28 protein-coding genes and 1 pseudogene are annotated in these 24,799 nt (G+C 29.5%); 16 read left to right on the top strand and 13 right to left on the bottom strand.

Annotation, left to right across the window (positions count from 1 at the left end; translation table 11 throughout):
• Positions 1–39: 39 nt before the first annotated feature.
• From ABGT15_RS04385 to ABGT15_RS04370, 4 genes and pseudogenes are all read left to right on the top strand, one after another.
• Positions 40–228: pseudogene (locus ABGT15_RS04385) on the top strand (YifB family Mg chelatase-like AAA ATPase); the annotation flags it as partial.
• Between the two features lie 400 nt (positions 229–628).
• A complete protein-coding gene (locus ABGT15_RS04380; RefSeq protein WP_367230198.1) occupies positions 629–1,081 on the top strand; it encodes a hypothetical protein in 453 nt (150 codons plus the stop codon).
• Between the two features lie 523 nt (positions 1,082–1,604).
• Positions 1,605–1,913 (top strand): hypothetical protein, encoded by a 309-nt coding sequence (locus ABGT15_RS04375; RefSeq protein WP_367230197.1) that lies wholly within the window; start codon positions 1,605–1,607, stop codon positions 1,911–1,913.
• A 25-nt stretch (positions 1,914–1,938) separates the two neighbouring features.
• Positions 1,939–3,147, top strand: coding sequence for a PBSX family phage terminase large subunit (locus tag ABGT15_RS04370; RefSeq protein ID WP_367230196.1), 1,209 nt, complete (start codon positions 1,939–1,941; stop codon positions 3,145–3,147).
• Here the strand turns inward: ABGT15_RS04370 and ABGT15_RS04365 are convergent.
• From ABGT15_RS04365 to ABGT15_RS04355, 3 genes are all read right to left on the bottom strand, one after another.
• Positions 3,144–3,542: a hypothetical protein gene (locus ABGT15_RS04365; protein WP_367230195.1), complete on the bottom strand. Its 399-nt coding sequence runs from the start codon at positions 3,540–3,542 to the stop codon at positions 3,144–3,146. The genes ABGT15_RS04370 and ABGT15_RS04365 overlap by 4 nt on opposite strands.
• A 64-nt stretch (positions 3,543–3,606) precedes the next feature.
• Positions 3,607–3,999 carry a hypothetical protein gene (locus ABGT15_RS04360; RefSeq protein ID WP_367230194.1) on the bottom strand — a complete coding sequence of 131 codons (393 nt, stop codon included), beginning with the start codon at positions 3,997–3,999 and terminating at the stop codon, positions 3,607–3,609.
• 20 nt (positions 4,000–4,019) lie between these two features.
• Positions 4,020–4,361: a hypothetical protein gene (locus ABGT15_RS04355; RefSeq protein ID WP_367230193.1), complete on the bottom strand. Its 342-nt coding sequence runs from the start codon at positions 4,359–4,361 to the stop codon at positions 4,020–4,022.
• A 623-nt stretch (positions 4,362–4,984) separates the two neighbouring features.
• Between ABGT15_RS04355 and ABGT15_RS04350 the strand changes: the two genes are divergently transcribed.
• From ABGT15_RS04350 to ABGT15_RS04335, 4 genes are all read left to right on the top strand, one after another.
• Complete coding sequence (locus ABGT15_RS04350; RefSeq protein WP_367230192.1) at positions 4,985–5,311, top strand: hypothetical protein; 327 nt, start codon at positions 4,985–4,987, stop codon at positions 5,309–5,311.
• Positions 5,312–5,335: 24 nt separating this feature from the next.
• Entirely contained in the window at positions 5,336–5,767 is a 432-nt protein-coding gene (locus ABGT15_RS04345; RefSeq protein WP_367230191.1) for a hypothetical protein, read from the top strand.
• A gap of 256 nt (positions 5,768–6,023) precedes the next feature.
• A complete protein-coding gene (locus ABGT15_RS04340; RefSeq protein WP_367230190.1) occupies positions 6,024–6,704 on the top strand; it encodes a recombinase family protein in 681 nt (226 codons plus the stop codon).
• A gap of 337 nt (positions 6,705–7,041) precedes the next feature.
• Positions 7,042–7,590 carry a hypothetical protein gene (locus ABGT15_RS04335; protein WP_367230189.1) on the top strand — a complete coding sequence of 183 codons (549 nt, stop codon included), beginning with the start codon at positions 7,042–7,044 and terminating at the stop codon, positions 7,588–7,590.
• A gap of 15 nt (positions 7,591–7,605) precedes the next feature.
• On the opposite strand, the gene ABGT15_RS04330 is transcribed toward ABGT15_RS04335, so the two are convergent.
• From ABGT15_RS04330 to ABGT15_RS04285, 10 genes are all read right to left on the bottom strand, one after another.
• Complete coding sequence (locus tag ABGT15_RS04330) at positions 7,606–8,691, bottom strand: HNH endonuclease family protein (protein ID WP_367230188.1); 1,086 nt, start codon at positions 8,689–8,691, stop codon at positions 7,606–7,608.
• Positions 8,691–9,749: an adenine-specific methyltransferase EcoRI family protein gene (locus ABGT15_RS04325; protein ID WP_367230187.1), complete on the bottom strand. Its 1,059-nt coding sequence runs from the start codon at positions 9,747–9,749 to the stop codon at positions 8,691–8,693. Before ABGT15_RS04325 ends, ABGT15_RS04330 begins: the two co-directional genes overlap by 1 nt.
• Positions 9,750–9,835: 86 nt before the next feature.
• Entirely contained in the window at positions 9,836–9,979 is a 144-nt protein-coding gene (locus tag ABGT15_RS04320) for a hypothetical protein (RefSeq protein ID WP_367230186.1), read from the bottom strand.
• Positions 9,976–10,521 carry a hypothetical protein gene (locus ABGT15_RS04315; RefSeq protein ID WP_367230185.1) on the bottom strand — a complete coding sequence of 182 codons (546 nt, stop codon included), beginning with the start codon at positions 10,519–10,521 and terminating at the stop codon, positions 9,976–9,978. Before ABGT15_RS04315 ends, ABGT15_RS04320 begins: the two co-directional genes overlap by 4 nt.
• 75 nt (positions 10,522–10,596) lie before the next feature.
• The gene (locus tag ABGT15_RS04310; protein ID WP_367230184.1) at positions 10,597–10,899 is read right to left on the bottom strand and encodes a hypothetical protein; all 303 of its coding nucleotides are present in this window, start codon (positions 10,897–10,899) and stop codon (positions 10,597–10,599) included.
• An 11-nt stretch (positions 10,900–10,910) separates the two neighbouring features.
• Positions 10,911–11,114 carry a hypothetical protein gene (locus ABGT15_RS04305; RefSeq protein WP_367230183.1) on the bottom strand — a complete coding sequence of 68 codons (204 nt, stop codon included), beginning with the start codon at positions 11,112–11,114 and terminating at the stop codon, positions 10,911–10,913.
• Positions 11,115–11,117: 3 nt separating this feature from the next.
• On the bottom strand, positions 11,118–11,360 hold the full coding sequence (locus ABGT15_RS04300) for a hypothetical protein (protein WP_367230182.1): 243 nt from the start codon (positions 11,358–11,360) through the stop codon (positions 11,118–11,120).
• A 172-nt stretch (positions 11,361–11,532) separates the two neighbouring features.
• Positions 11,533–11,826 carry a hypothetical protein gene (locus ABGT15_RS04295; protein ID WP_367230181.1) on the bottom strand — a complete coding sequence of 98 codons (294 nt, stop codon included), beginning with the start codon at positions 11,824–11,826 and terminating at the stop codon, positions 11,533–11,535.
• On the bottom strand, positions 11,810–12,079 hold the full coding sequence (locus ABGT15_RS04290; RefSeq protein ID WP_367230180.1) for a hypothetical protein: 270 nt from the start codon (positions 12,077–12,079) through the stop codon (positions 11,810–11,812). Before ABGT15_RS04290 ends, ABGT15_RS04295 begins: the two co-directional genes overlap by 17 nt.
• Complete coding sequence (locus ABGT15_RS04285; protein ID WP_367230179.1) at positions 12,080–13,111, bottom strand: hypothetical protein; 1,032 nt, start codon at positions 13,109–13,111, stop codon at positions 12,080–12,082.
• A gap of 461 nt (positions 13,112–13,572) precedes the next feature.
• Between ABGT15_RS04285 and ABGT15_RS04280 the strand changes: the two genes are divergently transcribed.
• From ABGT15_RS04280 to ABGT15_RS04245, 8 genes are all read left to right on the top strand, one after another.
• The gene (locus tag ABGT15_RS04280; protein WP_367230178.1) at positions 13,573–14,208 is read left to right on the top strand and encodes a hypothetical protein; all 636 of its coding nucleotides are present in this window, start codon (positions 13,573–13,575) and stop codon (positions 14,206–14,208) included.
• A gap of 115 nt (positions 14,209–14,323) precedes the next feature.
• On the top strand, positions 14,324–14,776 hold the full coding sequence (locus ABGT15_RS04275) for a hypothetical protein (protein ID WP_367230177.1): 453 nt from the start codon (positions 14,324–14,326) through the stop codon (positions 14,774–14,776).
• Entirely contained in the window at positions 14,767–15,234 is a 468-nt protein-coding gene (locus ABGT15_RS04270; protein ID WP_367230176.1) for a hypothetical protein, read from the top strand. The genes ABGT15_RS04275 and ABGT15_RS04270 overlap by 10 nt, the downstream gene beginning before the upstream one ends.
• A gap of 16 nt (positions 15,235–15,250) precedes the next feature.
• Positions 15,251–16,234 carry a hypothetical protein gene (locus ABGT15_RS04265; protein WP_367230175.1) on the top strand — a complete coding sequence of 328 codons (984 nt, stop codon included), beginning with the start codon at positions 15,251–15,253 and terminating at the stop codon, positions 16,232–16,234.
• Positions 16,234–19,719: a hypothetical protein gene (locus tag ABGT15_RS04260; protein WP_367230174.1), complete on the top strand. Its 3,486-nt coding sequence runs from the start codon at positions 16,234–16,236 to the stop codon at positions 19,717–19,719. The genes ABGT15_RS04265 and ABGT15_RS04260 overlap by 1 nt, the downstream gene beginning before the upstream one ends.
• Before the next feature lie 176 nt (positions 19,720–19,895).
• A complete protein-coding gene (locus ABGT15_RS04255) occupies positions 19,896–21,998 on the top strand; it encodes a hypothetical protein (protein WP_367230173.1) in 2,103 nt (700 codons plus the stop codon).
• A gap of 42 nt (positions 21,999–22,040) precedes the next feature.
• On the top strand, positions 22,041–23,714 hold the full coding sequence (locus ABGT15_RS04250) for an XkdF-like putative serine protease domain-containing protein (RefSeq protein ID WP_367230172.1): 1,674 nt from the start codon (positions 22,041–22,043) through the stop codon (positions 23,712–23,714).
• A gap of 35 nt (positions 23,715–23,749) precedes the next feature.
• The gene (locus ABGT15_RS04245; protein WP_367230171.1) at positions 23,750–24,766 is read left to right on the top strand and encodes a hypothetical protein; all 1,017 of its coding nucleotides are present in this window, start codon (positions 23,750–23,752) and stop codon (positions 24,764–24,766) included.
• Positions 24,767–24,799: the final 33 nt, after the last annotated feature.

Raw genomic sequence — 24,799 nt, 5'->3', positions numbered from 1 at the left:
AAGTATTGATCATAAGGGCAAATTTATACCTAATACTTTAGAAATGCAAAAGAAGCTGCTATAGTTTCAGGTTTGGAAGTTTATGGTGTTGACAATGTACTCGAAGTAATCAATTTTTTTAACGGAAAACAGACTCTTGAACCTACTATTATAAATACTCGTGAAGAATTCGTCAAAACTTTAGATTTCCCTGAGTTCGATTTTGCTGAAGTAAGAGTTCTGCAAAGTAAAAATATAATCAATTTAAAGTCAATATGTTATAATTGATTTTAAAAATAAGTGTCTTAATGGTGTCTTAGTTTTCAACAATTATTTTAAACACCATAAACAATCCATACTTCCAAAACATGCAACACCATGATATAATATATACTAATAAAATATATTGTAATTATGAGAATCTTTTTTAAAACAAAATCAGTTAATAGATATATAAAGAAAGAAATAAAGTATTTGAAAACAAATGAACTATTTAGTGTTAGATTTTATTTCTTCTTCTATATAGTTAAAGTAGTTTCAATACCGGACTTTCTGTAAATTTCTCTTGTATTCAAAAAGAGGTGCCGTCACACTAGCACCTCTTTTTTATTTAGGTCATAGGGACTTTTCAAACTTTTATATATAACCTATGATATACAAGAGTTTAGAAGAGTTAGTAAAGGATGATTTTAAGTGGAGAAAGATGTCCTTAAAGATTTGTAAAGATGAAATTATTGCAGATGAACTACTGCATACTTTCTATGAGAAATATATCTCAGCAAAGCCAAAAGAGATAACAGGTGCTTATGTCTATGCTTCACTAAGCAATCATTATAAGCAATTAATTAAAACCTATAAGTTCAAAGAATTAACTATGGATTTTATAGAAGATGATGAAGAGATTGATGTAGTTAATCAAATAAGATATGAACTCTCTAAACTACATTTTTTTCATAGAATGATTTTTGAATATATAGTAGATGAAGGTTTTAGTATTAGAGAACTCTCTAGAAGAACCGGGATTAAATTTAATGTAATCCAAAAATCATTTAAAGAAACAAGAGAGCATATAAAAAGTAAAATTACTAATGAAAACATTTAAAAGAATATTGAAACAGATTAACCCTTATACAGCATTGTATATGATTACATTCTATGTAACTATACTATCAATACAATCTTTGTTAGTGTGGTTCTCAGGCTACCTAATCATTAAACTTTTATTAGGGTTTAAGTTCATTTCATTTTGGCAAACCATACCATTCACAATATGGCTAAACATTATTCACCAAGTCTTTAACAAGATTAACGGTGGTAAGTTTATGAATAATGTCTAATCAAAAATAGAATTGATAGTTATATGAGTATAAGGTATTATAAGAGTGGGTTTATCTTTTATAGAAAGAGTGTTGTAGAGAATGAGATTGTAGTTGATGTAAAACTTATTTATCCTGTCTCTATTACTCAATTTATCATTACAAATGATAATTATACTCTGAGTGATAAACTAACGCTTAAAACACTCCTAAATGGTTATTATCAGATAATTGATGAATATAACCGTATAGCCAAACTCTAATGAGTTTTGGCTCTCACAAAGTGAGTATCAAAAAATAATTAAAACAATGGCTCAAGCAGGTAAACCAAAAGGAGGTTATAGACCAGGCTCAGGTAGAAAATCTAAATCTGAAGAATTAAAACTAGCTGAGAAGTTAGAAGATGCTTCTGATGAAATTATTGCTATGATGAAACAAATGGCAATGAACGGAGATAAAGATATGATTAAACTTTATATGGGTTATATGTATGGTAACCCTAAAGTTAAAACTGAGAATGAAACTTCAATGTCAGTTTCAGGTATTGAACTGAAAGATATTTTAAGATTTGGTGATGAAGATTCAGAAGATTTATTTGATGAATTTGATTTGAATTAATCTATAAAAAATAGTCCTATGATTTTTGAGTTTATTAAAACCAAAGTATAAGCCATTAGCAGAGCATGATGGTAGATATTTCGTTGTAACAGGTGGTAGAAGTTCGGGTAAATCTCATGCAGTAACTAGATTACTTATTGCTTTAACTTTTGAAGCAGGGCATAGAATACTATTTACCCGTTTAACTATGACTTCTGCACACGATTCAGTAATTGCAGAAGTTAAAAAACAGATAGATGAACTTAATCTATCTGAATACTTTACAGTCAATAAAGAAAAGATTGTAAATAGAACTACCAATTCATATATAATCTTCAAAGGTATAAAGGCTTCAAGTGGTGATAACACCGCTAGATTAAAATCACTTTCAGAAATCACAACTCTAGTAGTAGAAGAAGCGGAAGAGTTAGTTGATGAAGATGTATTTGATAAGATTGATGATTCAATTAGAACTATCAATAAACAGAATAGGGTTATAATGATTCTTAACCCAACAACTAAATCACATTGGATATATAGAAGATTCTTTTTAGATAGAGGGATTGATGATAATTTCAATGGTATAGTAGAAGATACTTGCTATATATTCTCTACTTATAAAGACAACCTAAAATATATTAACCCATCTCTTTTAAAGAAGATTGAGAGCTTCAAAGAAACAAGACCTGATAGATACCAACACCAATACTTAGGTGCTTGGTTAGATAAAAGTGAAGGTGTTATTTTCAAAGATTGGGAGTTCGGAGATTTCCCTGATGATGTTGATTCTAAATTCGGTGCTGACTGGGGATTTACAAATGATGAAACAGCTCTAGTTGAAGTATATGTAGATAAGAAAGAAAGAACAATCTACCTAAAAGAACAACTATACCAAACTGAAGTATTGCCTACTGAAATGATAAAAATATTTAAAAGAATAGTTGGTGATAGATTGGTTGTTGCAGATTATGCCTCAGGTGGTGATAGAATGATAGCAGAACTTCAAACAAACGGTATAAATATTAGAAAATGTAGAAAGGGTGCCGGGTCTGTTAAAGAGGGTATAATGTTGATGAAAGATTATAAACTTGTAGTAGATAGACAAAGCTCTAACCTTGCAAAAGAATTTAATATGTATAGTTGGAAAAAAAGCGGTGAAGACCCTATTGATAAGTATAATCACTTAATAGATTCAGCTCGTTATATCATTAGTGATATTTTGAAAGAAGAAGATGGGGTTTATTTTATTTACTAATAAGTTATATCAATAACTATATCACTATATAATTGATGATTTTTTAATGTATGATTCCATCTAGAATTATTACCACTATAATCTAATTTAGGATTTGGGTAATCATTTATTTTATACTCACTAAGAATATTAAACTTATCAATTGCTTCTTTTACACTATCATTAAACTCACTAATTATTTTTCTTCTCTGGACAACTTTCCTATTAAAAGTTTCCATTGACCTAAGTTGAATTATTACTCTTATATCGGTAGTTTTATATTTAACTCTTGACAACAACGAAAGCTGAAAACAACTAATATCAACATTGAAGCCATAAATATCTTCAAAGTCAATAAAAGCAAGTTTCATATTATTTGAAACATCTTTAATTACCTCCTCTGCTTTCTCTTTCATAATGGCTAAGATAAGGTAAACCCCACAAATAAAAAAAGCGGTTAGGAAATATCTTAACCGCTTTTTACTTTTCATAAACCGAAATAACATCATAATAATCATAAACTATTTCATCACCATCTAATTCAATATCAACTGATGACTTTATATAATGCTTATCACTAAAATCTAACTTAACTATATATGAATTATCACCAAAATATTCAACACCTTCAATACCATCAATACCTTCATTAATTTCTCCATCAATGAAATCTTTAATTAAATCTCTTGCAGGTTTGTAAATAAACTCACCTTCTAATGCAGATATTAAATCATCAACATCACCATTATATTCATCTAATAACATAGAATACTTATCTCTATATTCATCTGATAAATCCTCATAATCAAAATCAACATCTATATACGATGCTAATAAAAACTCTTTACCTAATTCTTTTAATTCTTCTTTCATAACTTTTAACTATTTAATTTTTAATAACAAATTTCTATATAACTAACACCCTCATTACTCAATCTTTGTAATTCTCTATAATCTTCAACATAAAGACTTTTATCAAAACCTAAATCATACATCTTATCCAAAATATCAATTAAACAATATTGAGATGAATCATTATTAGGTGATACCATTGAAGCCTTACAATTATCAATAATCCAAATCTTAGTCTCTTCACTTAAAGAAACATCATATTCTAAAATAAATCTATCAACAGGTAAAATATCAATATTACCATCTTCATCAAACTTATACCCTCTAAGTAATAACTCTTCTTTTAACTCTTGTAAACTACATTTTTTTAAATAATCTTCCATAATTGTTAATTTTTTATATAATTCTTTGTTTTTCTTTTGTTTCACAAAGATATATTCAAAATAATTTAATTAAAAGTAAAATATATTTGTTTTTTAACAAAATTTGAAAATTCAGCAAAATAAGGAAGTTCTGAAAAAGAGGGTCAGAATGTTCTTCTGAATCTGATTTGAATTTAAGTTGCGAGTGCGAAGCACGAGCATTGAGCGAAGCGAATTAAAAGAGCGGAACGAAGTGTAGCGATTGGTTAAATAATAATAAATATATAATATATATTATGTTACTCTTCTTCACTTCAACTTCAAAACATAAGAAATCCTTATTGGTTAATCAATTTTTTCCAACCGTTATTAAGGATGAACCTAAATACAAAAATTCGCACCTTTTTTTGTATATTTTATTCCGCCAAGTGGGGAACTCTCCGTATCTTTATGTTGGTGCCTTGGAACTAACAAATAGGTTTTCACCTACAAAACCCCCTCTCTCTTTTCAATGGTTAAAATCTATGCGAACCCCTGTAATCATTGATATTTTCCATTAACAAACTTGCACCGCTCCTTGGTGGTTTGTCCGAATAACCTTATCTTTATAATGTAATAAATGTTTAATTAAATTCTTTGACATTATGAAAGAAAAGTTTAAGGAATTCCTTCAGAGGGATTTTGATTTCAATGATACCTTAAAGGTATTAAAATCTCCAATCAATGTATTTTGGAGTTGGGGTGTAGAAAAGATTTACACCGTTGAAAATAGTGGTATAATTTTAAAAGTAAATGGTCACCATTGGAAACACTTTGTCCTTATCACTTTAGCGTGGAATGATACTTACACCGTTACTCTTTTAGATGGTGGGTTTAATCCAACTAAAACAATGAAAGAAATCTATTTTGATGAACTACAAAATAGAATAGATAAAGAGATTGAATTTATTAGTGATTATGAGGGGGTTTAATCCCCCTCTTTAAATTTTAAAAGTATGGCTACTAGAAGTATTATAGCTATTAAAATTAATAGCACAAAAGTAAAGTTTGTTTATTGTCATTGGGACGGTTACCCTCAACACAATGGTAAAATACTATTAAATCATTATAACGATTTTTTAAAGATTAATGAATTGATAGAACACGGTGGAATTAGTTCGCTTGGTGAAAGTGTTAATGCTCCTAGTGATGTCTCACACTCATTTGATAAACCTGTTGAGAATGTAACTGTATTTTATGGACGTGAAAGAGGTGATAAAAACTCTCACCATACAGAAGTTAAAACAGTCAAAGCATTAGATAAATTCTTTGAACATTGGGGAACTGAATGGGTTTATTATTATGACTACTCTAAATGTAAATGGTTCTTTAAACACTATAAAAGTAAAGAGTATAAAGAACTCACCTCAAAAGATTGTGAAGAGTAACAACTACTCACTAAGTGAGATAAAAAGAGAGCATTGCTCTCTTTTTTTATATCCATATTTCTTATTTAGAACCGTCCTAAATGTTACTTCCAAAGCACCAACATAAAGATACGGAGAGTTCCCCAAATGGCGGAATATTTTAACACTTTTTTTCTAATTCAGGATAATCCTAAATAACACATAATCACCACTTTAACCTTGCCAATTTGTCCAATTATCCTTACATTTACATAGTAATAAATTAATCTTTGACATAATGAAAAAATACATTGCATACACCAGAGTATCAACATCTAAACAAGATTTAGGTTTAGATGTTCAATTAGAAATCATTAATAGATTCATAGGTAAAACTGATGAAGTGTTAGCCACCTATACAGAGAAAGAATCAGGTAGAAAATCTGATAGACCTGAACTAATGAAAGCGATTCAACACGCTAAAGATTCAGGCTCTATTTTACTTATAGCCAAACTAGATAGACTATCTAGAAATGTAGCCTTTATATCTACTCTAATGGATTCTAAAGTTCAGTTTAAAGCGTGTGATATTCCTACTGCTGATAACTTTACTATACACATCTTTGCAGCACTTGCTGAGAGAGAGGTAGGACTTATTAGAGAAAGAACCAAATCAGCTATGAATTTGATTAAAGAGAATATCTCAAAGAATGGTTATCATATATCTAAGAGTGGTAACCGTATTACATCATTAGGTGGTGGAACATTCACACCTGAACAAAGAGAGTTAGGTATATCTGTAATTAAACAAAAGAAAGCATCTAATGAGAATTTAAAACGTGCTAAAGCATTTGCTCTTTCTTTAAAAGATAATGGCTTAAATCAAACGCAAATAGCAAACCTTCTTAATACAAATGGGTTTAAGACATCTAAAGGGTTTGACTACACACACACTCAGGTAAGAAGATTGTTTGTGTAAACTCTATTTGAGTGTATATAAACCTTTACTGATTCTAATGAAGAAGGTATTATAATTACCTGGATTGTTTTCACAATGTTTTGATAGAAATGAAGGTGAGTTAATTAAGATGTTATTACAGAATTTATTAACATCTTTTACTCTAAATTTTTTAGGTAAAGTTTTACAGTTTGTAATTGTGTTTAAGATTGATTCTCTCATGTTAAATTGATTATAATTAGATATATAATATATGAAAAAAATATGAGAAATCCTAATATTCATAAGGGTTTTGTTAATAAAAATGTTTTAAAATTACTATAAGTTTTACTATCATTGTTAAATTATTAGAAGCACAATGAAGAAAGTATTATTAGATTCAATTAGTCAGGTTATCTCAGCAGGTATATTAGTTATTTTAGGGTTTATAAGTATGTTCACTTATAGTCAAATAACAGATAAACCATTTAAGACGGTGTTTAAAGATTCTATAACTTTTCAATTTCCTACTTATGTGATTATATTGATAATTTTAGGATTCATTTTAATCACCTCTGTAGTTAGTTATTTAAGAAGTAATAGTGTATCATCAGAAGTAAAGTATTTAAAGAGAAAGATTAAAGCATTTACCTCTGATGATTATAGATTTACTTACAATGATATTGGTTTATTGTGTAGATATAGTGTTAGTTATAATAATTATACAGGTAAACCATTTATACACAACTTGAAATTATATTGTAATAAACATACTCCACCTATGGAAATGTTTGATGGTGATTGTAATGTAAACCGTTGTGATAATAGAAATGCAGATATAAATGAATTTAGTGTTCAAAGACATTTAGAATCTGATATTATACATAGATGGGAAGAGTATGATAAAAAGCAAAAAAAAGGCTCTTAATTAAGAGCCTTTTTTTTATTTACCTGATTTCATTCTATTATCATTCTTACAAAGTAATTGACAATTCTCTTCTACTGTTTTACCACCTTCATGCCAAGGTGTAATATGGTCGGCTTCCATTTCTTCAATAGTGTAATGCTCTTGACATTTAACACATATTCCTAACTGCTTCTCATATACTTTTTGTTTGATAACATCATTGAAAGCACGGATAGAAAGATACTTCTCATTTCGTGTTAGAACATAAGGATATATTCCACTTTTCTTAGTAACATCATCATCTAAAATTAGTTTAGCAATCTCTGCTTCAAGTGCTTTAGTATCATAAACAACATCTTTGTATTTGTTATAAAGGAAACCCCATTCAATACCCTTCATAAACTTCTTTCTTTGTGTTGTGAATGTAGCATTAACCCAAGACATTACATCTTGAAAATATCTCCATAAAGCACTTGCATTAGGGTCGTGTTGGTGATTAGCCATATAGACCTCAATATTACCTTCTGATATCCAATCAATAGCAGTTTCAAAGAACTCTTGTCTTATTGGTGAGCCGTTAAGATAATCACCACCAATTTGATAAGCAGCGCAACCTGATTTACTGAAATATCTTTTAGCATCTGAAACCCAAGAGCCTGAATAAACAGCATTTCTTAGTTCTTGTTCAGTTAGTTTTTCACCTGCAATATTAATAGTTTTGAACCATTCTAATTTTTCACTTTCAGTTCCGCTACATATATAGACCATTAACTTATAATCTAAAATCTGTTCTTGTTCATCATTCTTTAGATTGTGAAAGTATCTGAATAAGTGAGCAAAATCACCATTAACATATTGACATATAGAGATAGTTCTTTGTTGACCGTCAATTACTTCATAAGTCCCATCTTCTCTTAGAGACCAATACATTACATTCAAAGGATAGTCTTTAGTAATGGTGTCAATTACAGCATCTCTTTGTTTATCTTTATAAATAAACTCTCTTTGGTAGGGTGGTCTGATGTCAAGGTTACCATTATAACCAAAGATACCTTGTTCATCTTTATCTATATAACCTTGTGTTAATTCACGGACAGTTATTTCTTTTAAAGTTATATCCATTACTTTTTCTTTATTAAAATTCTAGCATAAGGAACTTCAACAATATCATTTTTCATCATATATAAGTCACCATCAACTGCTCCTCTTTTTTGTATTTCTTTTCTATACTTTTTATGTTCAGGTTTATAAGGTTGAACTCCACACTCAATTCCTGAATTTGATATTCCAAGACCAATAATTTCAAACTGGTCAGGATTATATTTATCTAAAAATGTAATTGGAACACCAATGATTCCCTCATAGTCATAAGGTATTTCTTTTGTCTTATCTACATTGATACCATCAAAATTCTCATACTTTGGATAATCATCCGGTGTATATTTTCTATACAGTATTAAATCTTCATGTCTTTCATTATAATCTAAATTGGTATACCATCTAACACCTTTTACTCTAATGAATTTATTTCCAACTTCATCAATTCTACTTCCGGCTGCTGTTAATGGATAATCATCAGGAACTCTAAACTCTCTATCTCCACTATGAATACTATGACCAAACCATAATTTACCATCTTTAACTAATTTGAAGATGTCTCTATAAGTAAGTGCATTTAGGTTACCAATTATTACAAACTTTTTATCATGCTCTATAAGTTGAGCAACATATTCTCTAAATAAAGAAAAAGGTGGGTTAGTAACAACAATATCTGCTTCTTTTAAAAGCTCAATACATTCTTTACTTCTAAAATCACCATCACCTTTTAATGGTTTAATGCCGATTTCTTCGGGATTTGGAATGTTATCACCGTTTTTATCTCCGGTATATTCTAAATAGATTGCTTGTTCAGAGTTATTTTCACTAAATAGGTCTGCATTTTGACTTTTATAGCAAGTTGCAATTAGTTTTTTAAGACCTAATTTTTCAAAGTTGTATGAGAAGAAGTGAAAGAAGTTACTAACTCTAGGGTCATCACAATTACACAAAACAACTTTACCTTTAAAGTGGTCTTTGTAATGTCTTAATTCTTTTTCTATATCAGAAAGTTGAGTGTAGAACTCATCTTTTTTATTTGTTTTAGCTGATTTTAGATTTTTGTTAGCAGATACTTTTTCCATTTGTATTATTAAAACCAATATTATTTTTCCATTGGTCGTAAAAATACAATTTTACTTTCATTTTCTCACAATTTTTATATAAGAGATTAGTTTTTGAAATCTATCTCATTGATTTTTAATAACTCTTCAAGATATTTAATTCTCTTATTCAATTTAGAAATCTCATTACCCATATATGCTTTAGTGCTTCTATTTTCATTCCAAATCATTTCATCTTTATTTACACTCATAATTTCAAACCTATTTTTATACCTGCTACTGGTTGACCTGTTATAGGGTCATAAGAAACTTTTCCACCTACAATAACTTTATTCTTTATAGTGTAATCTAAATCAACACCTATTTCTTTTCTACTGTTATAACTTGGTGAAATGTATAAAGTATTCTTATTTACATACTTTGTTGTTTCTTTCTCAATGGTAATAATTGAATCTTTATACTTAGTATTTATTTCAATATTATTTATTCCACCAAACCCATCTACTTTTAAGTGTGTATCGCCATTCTTATCTACATAAGTTGTATCAATTGAGTAAGCATACTCTTCTTTAATTGTTTTATAAATGGTATCAGTTCTTAAACTTTCTTTGGTGATATATTTATTCTTATACTTTATTTCAGGTTTATCTTTTATTTGAATAATCTTTTCTTTTACCTCAATTGTTTTGGTGGTTTTGGTTGAACTATCTTTATCACCTTGACAGTTTATAACACAACCTAGTAGGAAGCCTATTATAACTGCTACAATTAATTTTATATTTCTCTTTATCATAAGATTATATATTAAAAAGAGAGTGGCTCTATTCTGAACCACTCTCTTCAACCTTAATCAAAAAAATTCTACTTATTATTTACAAGGTAATTCTCTACCAAATATTGCAAAAGAACAAGATAATGCAACACTTCTAACTAAAAAGTTTTTAATATCATCTACTATTTTATCATAAACAATAAACCCTTTTTCAATATTTAATTCTCTACATAACATTTTATCATCTTTTACAATTTTATATCTAATTGTTCCTGAGTTAAAATTATAACCAAATATTATAATCATATCTTTTTTTTCTAATAGGTTTTCTATTATAGAACCATTTTCTAAATCATATTCTTTTAATCCTAAATTTTCATTAAATCTTTTCATTTTCATTTTTAATAATTTTATCGCTCACTCTTTGGTGAGTTGGTTTTGTTTAAGATGGTATTAAGTTTTTGTTCTCTTATTGCTGCTGATAATATTGAAATATTGTATTCAAAATTATCATCAAGTTTTACACTTTTTTTTAGTTTATTTAACATAAGCGTCATTCTATCCAAATTACCATTTTTAATAATTGATTCTATAAGTGGGTAAATATTTTTCATATTTCAATCTAAATTATTTTTTATGAACTCTTCAACCACATCATTCAAATCTTCTCTCTGATGCTTTGATAGTTCTTGCTCTTGTAAATTCTCTATTAAGTCCCAAAATGCTACTGGGTTTATTTTAAATAGATGTGAGAGGTTAATCCACTCACGAGGGTCTTTTAGTATGATGCCGTTCTTATCGAAGCGGAAAAGAGACGGTTCAACTCTTTGTAGGTTATCGGTTGTGTAATAAAGTCTCATTTTTAATCTCTATTACCCATTATACAATTAATTATAATAATTAATATTAAAACTGTCACACAACTTGAAGTTTCATCACGAAAACACCATTGTAATACTTCTAACATATTTCATTCTTATCTTTTTTATTCAAAGCATTCACTTTGATATATGTATATATTACTATTTTATATTAGTTTTTCTCCGAGGTGGATTTTTTATAGAGAAGTGAATTAATTTTTTGGTCTCTCAATTCTGCTATTATTTCTTGAACTCGATTATTAATTATAATTTCATAACCAAGATTACTGATTGGTAATTCATAAAGAAGACTAGTTAGATATTCATTATCTTCTTTTGAATTATTAATCAAAATTCTAATATCATAATTAATTGTTTTATGAGAATTTTCAACAATATAGTTTGCTATTTCATCTACTATTTTATTTATTATAATATTCTTTTCAATTTCACACATAACTTTCATCTCTATCTAATAATTTTTTAATCTTCTCTTCTCTTATTTCTTCTTTATATTCTAAGAATACTTGTTGAACTTCATCTTTTGAAATTGTTCCGTGTTTCTTTAAATAGAGAAGTTTTTCAAAAATTTCATCACAACCCTTTGTGAAATCTATTCTTATTTCTAAACCATCATATTTAATTATAAATTCGTGGTTTAGGTAATCATTTATTATTGAGTAGTGCATACCTGCACTCTCGTTTTGCGAGTAGGTCATTTAACATTCCAATTTTTTTCTTTTCACTTCCTCTAAAGTGAATATTATTTCAGGTCTTCTTTCTTTACACCAGTTCAACATCAAATCTTTATCTTCTTTCTTTACTACAAGAGCATCGTGTATTGATAAACAAAATTCAACAGGACAATTATTCAGTAAATCATCAATGAAAATCTTTGCTTCTTTATACTGAAGAAGCCTACATATATTTTTATAATCAGAAGTTTTATAGTGTTTTAAAAATGTGTTAGCGATTGGGAAAATGTCTCTAATTATTTTCTTCTCACCATCAATATATCCAGTTCCATTTATCCAAGTGATGAATAAATCTTTTGCTTCATCTCTATCATTTTCTAATACTGGAATTCTATCTAAAATATATTGGTAGAAGTCTAAACCATTTTCAAAAATGAAGTTTAGTTTTTCATCTTGTAATCCTATTTCTTGTAGGTGTAACCATAGTAATCTTGGTTGTGTAGTTTTACCGTCTATTAAAAAGTAATCACCACCTTCTAATAGTTTTCTATATGAACCAAAATCTTCAATGTGTTGTGTGATATTTGTGTGTAGTCTTCTAGAAAAATTATCTCTTTTAATTCTAATATTTTCTAGTGGGAATCCTAAATCTAATAGGCTCTTTTTTGTTTTAGAATACCATATCTCATTTTCATATATGGTTGTGTAGTCAGTTTGTAAATCGTATTCATAACCTTCTTCTACATCAATAAGAAATTTATATTTCATACATATTCCTTTCTCAGTATCATAGAACTTTTTTCTTCTTTGATTGAACAAATCAGTAGTATCATAGTTTACTGATTTGAAGTCTATTATTTTATGTTCTAATAATAGATTTACTACTTTATAATATCTTGAATTTACTTTTTCTAGATATGCTGAAGGACAGTTAAAATAACCTTTTGTATTTCCTTTTTTATACACTAAAGCATTATAAACTTTTAGTATTCTTTCTTTAGCATCTTTTCTTTTTTGTAGGGTTAATAAATAATCTAATTCTTTACCAATTTTCACTTCATATTATTAATTTTTATGATTCGCACTTTGAGTTAAGTTCTTCACTTTATTATATATAAAATCTTCACTTCTCCCTTTTTAGTTTTTACTACTTTTTTTAAAACTTTTTAATCAAAGTGCAGAAGAGTGACATGATATATATTATATATTATTATAATTATTTAGATTTTTCCTTAGAATGTCTTAACTGTTATTTGATGTTCTAGATGTGTGCTTAGATATAAAATAAATCAGCACAGAATTAAACAAGATTTTATCTTGAAGACTAAAAGCCATTTTAAATAGTTCTGACGGATCTGCAAGAACTATAACAAACCATAACAATTAATGACAGCCTTAGAACGCAACAATCTTATAGTAGCACACGACCCTCAGGAGTGATGCGTTCTCAATAGAGCCAACCACCAACTTAATATATACTTCATAATCACTATGAAAAAAAGAAGTTATATAAGTATATGAGAATAACCTATGATTTAATTGATAGTAAACAAGATATAACATTAGGTAAATGGTTAGAATATGGAAATATTTCTAATACTGAAGATGTTGATATTAAATTTTTACAAGCAAAGAGATTAGAAATTTTTGCAGGTCTTTCATTAGAAGATGCTCTTTTATTGGAACAATGGCGAATAGATGAAATAGAAGAAAGAATTTCAATAATAACAAATGAAGAAAACAAGTTTGTTACAACATTTGAATTTGGTGGTATTGAATACGGTTTTATTCCTGACTTTTCAGAGTTTGTTACTTCGAGAGAATTAATAGATGCTGATTTCTATTTAGAAAAGCAAGACCATGTTAGATTACTTTCAATTTTATATAGACCAATTTCATTCAAAGATGGTGATAAATATAGGATTGACCCTTACACAAAAACACATACGCTCTTTAAAGATTTGAGGTATGATATATATGAGGCTTCTATGGGTTTTTTTTTGAATGGCTTGCTCATATTAGGGCAAGCCACCCTGAGATTTATAGAGGACAATCTAAAGGAAACCAAAATGAGTTCTCTAGAGAAGCACAATTTATTAAAAAGTATGGAGGATATACAGAAATGGTATACCTCGTTTCAGGTGGTGATATAACTAAAACTGAATATGTTTTCAATATGAAAGCGGTTGATTTTCTGTTTTGGGTTTGCTACCTAACCGATAAACAAGCTATTGAAGCAGCTCGTTATGAAAAAATGAATAAATCTTAATGAATTTTTATGCAATTGTAGGTAAGTATTTAGAAGGTATTTTCAAACAAGACCCCTTAGTAAATACGGTGATGTTTGGAACAATAAATGAAAGAGATATTGAAAAATATTTAATATTTCCATTGGTGCATATTATACCGGGAGATATGACATTAAATGAAAATAGAATTGAATTAGAATTTGAGATTGCTTGTGTTGATTTAAGAGATATAAGACCAGATTCTAATACAGATAAATTTTGGAATGATAACCTTATTGATTCATTAAATCAATCAGCAGCAATATTAGTTAAGGGTTTAAATATTATTAGAAAGAAGCGTAATGCAAATGATATTATTTTAGTCTCTTCAACATCAGCAACACCTGTAATATTTGAAGAGAAAAATATTGTAGATGGGTTTTCAATTCATCTAACACTATCTATTCAAAATACAGTAAAAGCATGTCAGTAAGTCCCGATATTCAAAAGAAGGCACTACAACTATTGCTTTCAACTTTTAAACAAAAAGCAAAACAAAAACTTCAATCTTCGAGAAGAGGTATTTGGACTGGAAAACTATTAGATAGTATTACTGGTTCAGTAGAATATGATGATGGTGAATGGAACATCTTTATTGATATGGAACATTACGGAGAGTTCTTAGATGAAGGTGTTAATGGAACTGAGAAAAATTGGGGTTCAAGATTCGGATATACAAGTAAAAAACCACCTATTAGTGCTTTAACACCGTGGGCAAATGCTAAAGGTTTAAGTCCTTGGGCGGTTCAACAGTCGATTTACAAGAACGGTATTAAACCAATTCACTTTTTTTCAGATGTTTTTGATAGTGAAATGGATAAAATGCTAGACTATATTATAGAAGCAGAGATAGATGATAAATTAAATAACGACTTCTTTCCTGACTTATAAAAAATAACCTCTTAAAATGCAAAATTATAATGATTTCATACTTACAAGAAGTCCATATTACATAACTTATTCAGCAACGGCATCACTATTTGACTATGCTACATTAGATTTATGGGTTTGGTCAGGTGATAAAACTACACCACCAAGCACAAAGAACTTTAGTTTAACAAGTTATAAAGCAAGAACATCTGATAACTCATTATACTTTCAAGTTAATGACTATATAAATGGGTTTTTAGACCCTCAAATATCTGATAACACATATTTTACAGGTAATACAGCATCTTTTGTATCAACGGAAGCTGTTTGGGTAAAATGGGTTTTAAAATCTTATAAATTATCAGCAGGTGTAGGAACACTTTACCAAACTTCTACTCAAAGTGGTAAGCCTGCAACTTTAGGTTATGGATATGTAACTGATGGTTACAATCCTACATTAGCAACAAGTTCTATTATAAATCAAAGTGATAGATTCGGGGTTGATACTTATTATCACTACAACGTATCATTAAACACTACTACAAACCAATCTTCACAATTATTTACAAGAGTAAATTCTACACCTGCTAATAATTTATGCTTAGGTGATTTGAATTTCTATCAAATCATATTCTTAAATAAATGGGGTGTATTTGATACTATGGATTTTAGTAGAAAATCAACAAGAAGTATCAGTATAAACTCTGAAAAATACGATGCTTATAGAACTCGCCCTGATATTTTCTCACAGTATAGAGGGACAAGTAGAATATATAATATAAATGCTAATGAAGAGTGGATTTTAAACACGGATTTATTAGATGATTACAATAATGAAGTGATGGAGCAACTATTTCTATCTGATAGATGGTGGTTGTATGATGCTGAAAAGCAATTAGCATATCCTGTAATACTTACTGACAAAAAGTTTGATGAAAAGTTAGGAGTTTATGAGGGTGCTATGATACAATGGACGCTGAAATTTGAATCAGCGAACAATAAAATTAATGATATAAGGTAATGAATGGGGTTAGAATTATTGTAGGAGATGATATTACTAACAAGGATATAATATTTAATGGTGAGGAATTAGATTTATTTAAAGATGAAACTATACAATTAACTCTTAAACAAACTGATTTCTCAGATATTGGAACTAATTTCTCAGATTATACACAACCTTTCTCAGTTCCGGCTTCATCAAAAAACAATAGAATTTTAAAATATTGGTATGATGTAAATAATGATGAACAATTTAGTTCCGTTGATGGTATACCTGCTAGAATTGATATTGATGGTGTTATGTTTAAAAGAGGAACTATTAGAATTATCAATTATCAATCAGATAATGACGGTAATCCAAAAAATTACTCTTTGAACTTTACAGCAGGTTTAAAATCACTTGCGGATTCATTTGCTGAGACCAATCTAAATCAATTATCATTTACTCAATCAATGGGTGTTTCAGGTTTACACAACTTTGAATATACAGATGATATGATTAGAGGTATAATTCAAAATAATAGTAATGCTGATTTAGAAATACCTATGGTGTCGGTTAAAAGATTATTAGATAACTATGATAATTTCAAATACCAAGGTAATAATCAAAATGGGTTAAGAAAAACAGAGTTAAGACCTGCAATGAAATTCTCTACTATTATTAATACAATAGAGAAAGAGTATAATTTAAAATTTGGTGGAAGTTTCGTTACTGACTTTGAAAGTCCGTTAAATAAACTGTATATGTGGTGCAATAAGAATGAAGAGCCATATACAAACGGTGGTATTACAATGGATTTTAATGGAACTACTATTAGAACATTATCCTCACCGATTGGAATGTTTGGAAACTCACCAACTAACTATGATACTGGAACTGCTTCAGTTTGGATTAACACAACTAATAACATTACAAGAATAAAGAAGAGTTATATAACATTTGGAACAGGTCTTAATAGTTATAGACTTTCTTCTAATAGTTATATGCTTAGAATGAACACTTTTACTAACAATTCATCTATTCCATATAGGATTTATCTACAAGAAGTTAAGATGATGGCTAATGGTGTTACAGTAAATGAAGCAGCAACAATAGCACAAACAAATGAAGGTTATGTTTGGACTTCTAACTGGGTTACAGGTAATCAATCTACTGACTATTATCAATGGGTTTGTGCAGCAGAACCAAATAATAAAGAAAGATTCTTTAGATGGAGGATTGAAGCTAAAGGAACTATTCTATTTACTAGCACACAACTATATGTTAGACATTCATATAGTATGAATAATGTATTCTTTTCGGGCCCGGTTGACCCTGAGGGATTTTACACTACTCAACATCTTTTAATGTCTAATGCAACCAATGATATTAGAGCAAGATTTGATGCAGGTAGAAATTTACCTGACCTTACTGTATCTGACTTTATGCGTTCATTGTTCAAGATGTTTAATCTTGTTATTGTTCCTATTTACAATCCAACTTTATCAGCACTTTTTGGAACAGAAAAGATTTTCTTATTGGAAACTTATAAGAAGTATTACGGTGCTTTAAATGAGTTTGATATTACTAATTATGTCAAAAGAAATGTAAAAGAAAATAAACTAAAAACATATAAAAATTTTGAGTTAAAACATGCTGATTCTAGTTATGGAACTAACATAGATTTTAAGTCTAAACAGATACCAAATAGAGAATATGGTTCTGTTAAGGCTGAGTTCCCTAATGGTGATGGTGGTGATTTAAAAGTTGATACTAAATTCGGATTAATGATATGGAGAGAAATGCCTAATGTTGGTATAACTGGAACATACTCATTAAATCAAACTTGGATTATTGCAGATGCCTTAAATGAAGACTATTCTAAAGGTGTTTTCAATAAACCAACTATATTTTTCTATAATGGTAAATCTTCATTAACACAAGGTAAGAACTTGTCATTTGTATATGATAATAACCAATCTCAATCACTTGTTAAATACTCCATATTCTCAAATTTAGATAAGATTACAGGTCTTTATACTACAACAAATACATTCTCTACTGAAGAAATGTTTGGTCAAGGTTTAAAAGAGAAATCTTTATTCTATAACTATTATAGTGGTTTAATAAATGGTGTTTATTCACCTTATTCAAGAGAGTTTGAAGTAAAGGCTGTTTTGCCTAAATATATTTATACTCAAATCACTTTAGGTTCTCAGATTATAATAGGTCAGAATAAATATTCTATCATTGATATTACTATTGAATTAACAAGTGGTGAAACTACATTAAAATTAACTAATGTAGTTGAGCAAGGTGATATTTTAGAAAATGATGGTAATTTAAAAGCACCACAATCACCTGCAACTTTTACAGCAAAGTCTAATAGTTCAGAAAATGTAATAACATGGGAAGATACAGTAGAAGAAAGAATTAATATTAAGAATTATACTCTTGAATATACATTAGGAACAGGCTCTACTTGGCAGTATTTAGATACAATCACATCTTCATTATCGTTTGGTTCATATACTCATACTGGAGTTACACAAGGTGCTACATATTCATATAGAATTAAAGTATCAAATTCTGCTGATATTGAGAGTGAAAATTACTCTTATACTTTTGTTGAAACATTTGATAATGAACCACCAACACTACCAAGTTCAACAATACCACAAGTATATGCTAATTATATTAAAATGGATTGGTCAGGTGTTACTGATGCTACTGAAATTGGTGGTTATTATGCTAGTATAACAAGAACTGGCTACTCTGACCCGAATATTCCAATTTATTCAGTAACATCATCAACACACTTCTCAGTTACTTATGATAAGGCTTATGATATAGATAATTTCCCTGCACCTCCGGGATTTACTCTTATTTTACCAAATACAGATTATGATATTACATTAAATATTTATGATGTTTATGGTAATACAACATCATCAGTATATCAGGTAACTACAACCGATAGTTTTTCATATTCTATTTCAGATAACTCACAAGGTGCAAGTGCATCTAATATTTGTTTAGTAAATCCACCTTCATTACCAATCTATACTGGTAAGCCGATTGAACTAATAGAAGTAGGTGATACATTTTATACTAATACTGGTTTAACAGCATCATATAATGGTGGTGGTGAATGGTGGAAAGTAGGTAGTTTGAGTGATTACAAATTCAAGTCTTATAGAATAGCAAGTTATGGTGAAATATTAGAAATAAATGATGGTTGTCCTGATTATTATTTCCAATACAATAGACCATTTGAGATTTTAGATGCAAGTATTTACACTATTCAAGATGGTTTAAATATTTCATCACTTGGAACTCAATATCCTATGTATTTAAAGAAAAAATATGAGCATATCATAGTAGGAACTGATAAGTTATACTTAGATACAAATGGAACTGTTTACCCATCTGCTTCAATAATGAAAATAAACCTAATAGGATTGTCTTATTCAATAATAAAAACAGATTCTAACGGTGTTATTGTTGAAACATTACTCGCTTAATCAATATTAGAAAAACAAGTTATATAAATATATGTTCAAGTTAATTAACCAAATACTTCAATTAGATGATTTCTATGGAATTAGTGAAGAAATAGACATACTGAAGGGTGTTAATAGATACCCTGATACTATGAAAGATGCTTATAAACAAGCAAAAAGAAAATTATTGTCTAACAATGCAAAAAAAGACAGCGGAATTAGAGATTAAATCTAATATCCCTAGTATTAAACAGCAATTAAAAGATGCTACAAATGAATTAATAAAAGCACAAGAAGCCTTTGGAGATTACTCTGAAGAAGCTATTAATGCTGCTAAACAAGTAGCAAAATTAAAAGACCAAATATCAGAGGCTAGAGAAACAGCCGATTTATTCGACCCTGGTAATAAGATGAAAGCCTTTGGTGGCGCAATGCAAGCCGTAGGTGCAGGTTTTGAGACTGCAATCGGTGGAATGGGTTTATTAGGTGGTGAAGGTAAAAAGTTAGAAGAGACTTTATTAAAAGTTAATTCTGCAATTGCTATGAGTGATGGTATTTCACGCTTAGTAGATTCAGGTAAAGACTTCAATAGATTTAAAACAATAGCAGTAAGTGCTTTTAATGGTGTTAAAGGTGCTATTGGAGCAACTGGAATAGGTCTATTCCTTATAGCAGCGGGTCTTATCGTTGCGAATTTCGATGCAATTAAGAAGAAAGTAATAGAAGTATTTCCTGCATTTGGAAATATGGGTAATCTATTTGGTAAAATCAAAGAAATTGCATTTGGTGCCGGTGAAGCAATTAAGAATTATGTATTAATGCCATTCAAAGCACTTGGTAAAGTTTTACAAGGTGATTTTAAAGGAGCATTAGCAGAAGTTAAGAATGGTTTTAATGTAATTGGAAACTTCCAAAAAGGTGCTGAAAAAGAGAGAGGTGACCAACAAAAAGCAGCTGCTAAAGAAAGGTTAGCAAATGATATAGCAGAGAATGAAAAGAGATTAGAAGTTCTTAAAGCAAGAGGTAAAGATACTTATGCTGAAGAGAAGAGAATTTTAAATCAAAAGTTAAAACTTAATGCTGAAGATAAAGCCGAAACTGCAAAATTAAACCAAGAAAAGGCAGTATTAGAAGCAGGTCACCAAAAGAAGTTAGAGGACATACAAAAAGCGGCTAATGATAAGGCTGCCGCTGCTCAAAAAGCCGCTAATGATAAGAAGAAAGCAGAGAGAGAAGCAGCAAAGCAAGAAGAAATAAATTCTGCTGTTGATAAGTATAAAAGATTAGATGATTTAGAGAGGGGTCTTCAAAAGGATAATGAAGATTTTGATGCTAATACAGCACAAAAGAAACTGGATTTAGCAAAGAAAAGAGAACAAGCCGAATTAGATGCTACAATACTTACTGCTGACCAAAAGAAACTGTTAAATGCTAAACAATTAGCAGATTATGAAAATGATGCTAAATCAGCACAAACGGCTTTAGATACAAAATATGCTAATCTTCAAACTGCTTTAAACAAAGAAGAACAAGCTAAAGTAGATGCAAAGAATAAAGACATTCAAGGTATCATAGATGGTAATGCAATTAAAAAATCATTAACCGATGCTAAGAATTTAGAAGAGTTAAATGCTATTTATGCTCAATTACAAGCTGAATTAGATGCTAAACAAGCAGCTCAATTACAAGATTTAGTAGATAAAGGTGCTAGTGGTGAACAAATAGCAGCTTTAAAAGCATCACAAGAACAACAAGATTTAGACTTAACTAAACAGTTCTCAGAAGCAAAAAAGAAAGTAAAAGACTTAGAAGAAGAGCATCTGAAGAAGAAAGTTGCTGCTATTGGTAACACATTAGCTCAGGCTTCTGAATTACTTGGTGAGCATACAGTAGCAGGTAAAGCATTAGCAATAGCAGCTACTACAATATCTACATATCAATCAGCAGTAGATTCATATAAAGGAATGGTATCAGCTATACCGGGTCCTGTTGGTATAGCAGCGGGTGCGGTTGCAGCAGCTGCATCTGTTGCTACTGGTTTAGCGACAGTTAAAAAGATTATTTCAACTAAAGTTCCAACTAAAGCAGGCGGTGGAGCAGGCGGTGGTTCAGCTCCATCAGCACCACCAAAACCATCAGTATCATTCCAAAATACAGCACAAACTCAAATAGGTGATACTGTTGCATCAGCAACTCAAAATAGAAGTCAAGAAGAACCTTTAAGAGCCGTTGTAGTTCTTAAAGATGTTAAATCGGCTGAAGAGTTAGATAGAAATATAGTGAATGGTTCAAAATTTTAATTAAAAACCAATCACTACTAAAAAAAGAAGTTATATAGGTATATGGATAATAATTTACCAAGATATGAATTGATTTTTGATGCTGAGACTATGGAAGGTGTTTATGGTGTTTCAACTGTATTTAGACCTGCTATGAAATCTGAAGAGGGTATTCAATCTATTATGTTTTCAGAGCAAAATGAAATTAATTATACCATAATTGAAAATCTTTTATTAAAAGGTGAAACTGTAAATTCTGATGAATGGGAATTAATAGATGAAAAGCAAGTAAATGATGAATCTGTTTATGGAATTGATTTAGCTTCAGTAGTTGATTCAAATGAAAATGAAGACAGTTCACAAGATAATGAAATACTTAGAATACGATATGAGTATTCACCAAGTTCAACTTCTGATAATTCAAGAGACTTCTGTAAAAAGATGGTTAATGCAGGATTATCATATAGAAAAGAAGATTTAGTCTTCTCAGGTGCTAATCCGGGTTTTGGTGCTAATGGTGCAGATTCTTATAACATCTTCTTATATAAAGGTGGAGTTAATTGTAAACACTTTTGGTTAAGAAAAATCTATTTAAGAAAAGACAATAAAAAGTTATCTGTTTTTGAAGCATTAAAGAAGATTGGTGAGTTAGATAAAAAGTCATTTTCAAAGGCTAAGATTGAGGTAAATCCTCAGGAAGTTGGTCAAGTTGCTTCTGCTGATAATAACTATTGGAAATTATCTTCTCAATTGACTGATATTAAGATGTCAAGTGAAGAGAAAAGAATCTTAACAGGTATAGTATTAATTCCAGAGCAAAATATATATAGAGAGTTTAAAGAAATAGATTCTGACGGTAAAGAGAAAACTGAGAAATGTAATGTTTTTTTAACTGCTGATACAATTGAAAAATTACAGCAAAATTTCTTTAAAAACTCATATCAAAAAAACTCAACATTAGAGCATAAAGAAGTTATAGATGGTGTTTTCTTTTTTGAGAGTTGGATAGTTAGAAATCCAAATAATGACACCGCAAATGAATTAGGTTTTAATGTTCCGGTAGGAACTTGGATGATGTCTATGAAAGTTGAAAATGATGATATATGGAACAACTATATCAAAAGTGGTAAAGTAACAGGATTTTCAATTGATAGCAGATTAGGAGTTCAAAAAAACACAAAAAATAAAAAGGAAAAGATGAATTACTCAAAAGTAAAAGAAATGGTAATGAAATCTATTCTAATGGACGCACAACTAAATGAATTTAAAATTGATGATTCATTATCTGTATATGCTGAATCATTAGAAAAAGATATGGTTGTTTTTGATAAAGACAAAAACCCATTAGCAAATCAGGAATTCACTTTTGAAGGTAAAACTTTTAAAACAGATGATAACGGTGTTATTGTTGAAATTACAGAAGTTGAGCCTGCACAAGATGAACAAAAACAAGAAGTAGATGCTGCTGATGAACCTGCTGCTGATGCGACTGCTGAAACAGATTCAGCAAAATTACAAGAAGAGTTAGATGCTGCTAACAAAAGAATTGATGAATTAGAAACTGAAAATCAAGCATTAAAAGCAGAATTAGTTTCAGTTAAAGAAGAAGTAGTAAATCTATCAAATCAACCTGCATCAACAGGTGTAAACTTAAATGATGTAAGTAATGTGGACTTAGAAAGTCTATCACCTTATGAAAGGTATAAAGCAACAAAATCTCAATACAGATTTAACTAATTCTCTCTGAGAATATAAAAAAATAAAATTATGAAATGTCAATTACCTATAATAAAATTGATTCTAGAGGAATACTTGCAGAGGAAATTATCTCTGAAATATTATTCCAAACTCCTACTATATCAGAAGGATTAGTAACATTTGAAGATGATATTAAAGCAAATACAATCTTCACAGAGAAAAGTGCAACTGTTTCTCAACAAGCATATACATCAGGCGCTCCAAGTGCTGCAGGTGATTTAACAGCATTTGATGCAATTGTAACACCTGCTAAAGTTATGTATTACACAGAGTTTGACCCTGAAACTCTAAGATTTTCAAGATTTAAAAGAGATATGAAGCCGGGTTCTTGGAATAACTTCTCAACTGAATTTGAGAGATTAGTTATCGGTGGAGCTTATGCTCCAAAAATCGCTTTAGATTTCGAGCAAAAATACTGGAATAACGCAACTTCAGCTACTAAAACAGCGGTTGCAGCTTTAACAGCATCAGCATCTAATACTTATGTTTCAACACAAGAACAAGCCTATGTTGCTTCTTTAACAGCAGGTGAGTATGATGGTTTACTTACTAAAGTAATCTACAATGATTCAAATAGTGCGGGTGTTGCAGGTGTTGGTGGTAGAATTAAAGTTGTTGGTGCAACTAAAAACGCTTCTAACATTAAAGCAGAATATGATAAAAAATTCGCTGCAATTCCAGCAGAAGTATTACATAGTGGTAATAAACCATATATCTATGTTCCTTATGCAGATATGCAATTAATTGATATTTACAACAACAATGTATCAAACTTTAGAGATTCATTCGCTGTATCAAATGGTAAATATTCATTCAATGGTTTAGAAATTAAATTCGTTCCAATTCCATCTAATGTAGCATTAGTAGGTAATAAAGAACACTTCATTTTAGCAACTGATTTAATGTCAGATGTTCAATTCTTACAAATGGAGAAAATTGCAGCTAACCAAGATAGATGGTTCTTGAAATCAGTTATGACTTGCGCGGCTCATGTTCAAAACCAAAAATTCAATGTATTATACATTTCTTAATAAAAGGGGTGGTAAACCCACTCTCTTTTATAT

Origin of the sequence: Flavobacterium enshiense (assembly GCF_040750275.1) — a bacterium.
In the GTDB taxonomy this organism is placed as follows: Bacteria; Bacteroidota; Bacteroidia; order Flavobacteriales; family Flavobacteriaceae; genus Flavobacterium; species Flavobacterium enshiense_B.
This window is presented reverse-complemented; position numbering and strand designations above follow the sequence as displayed.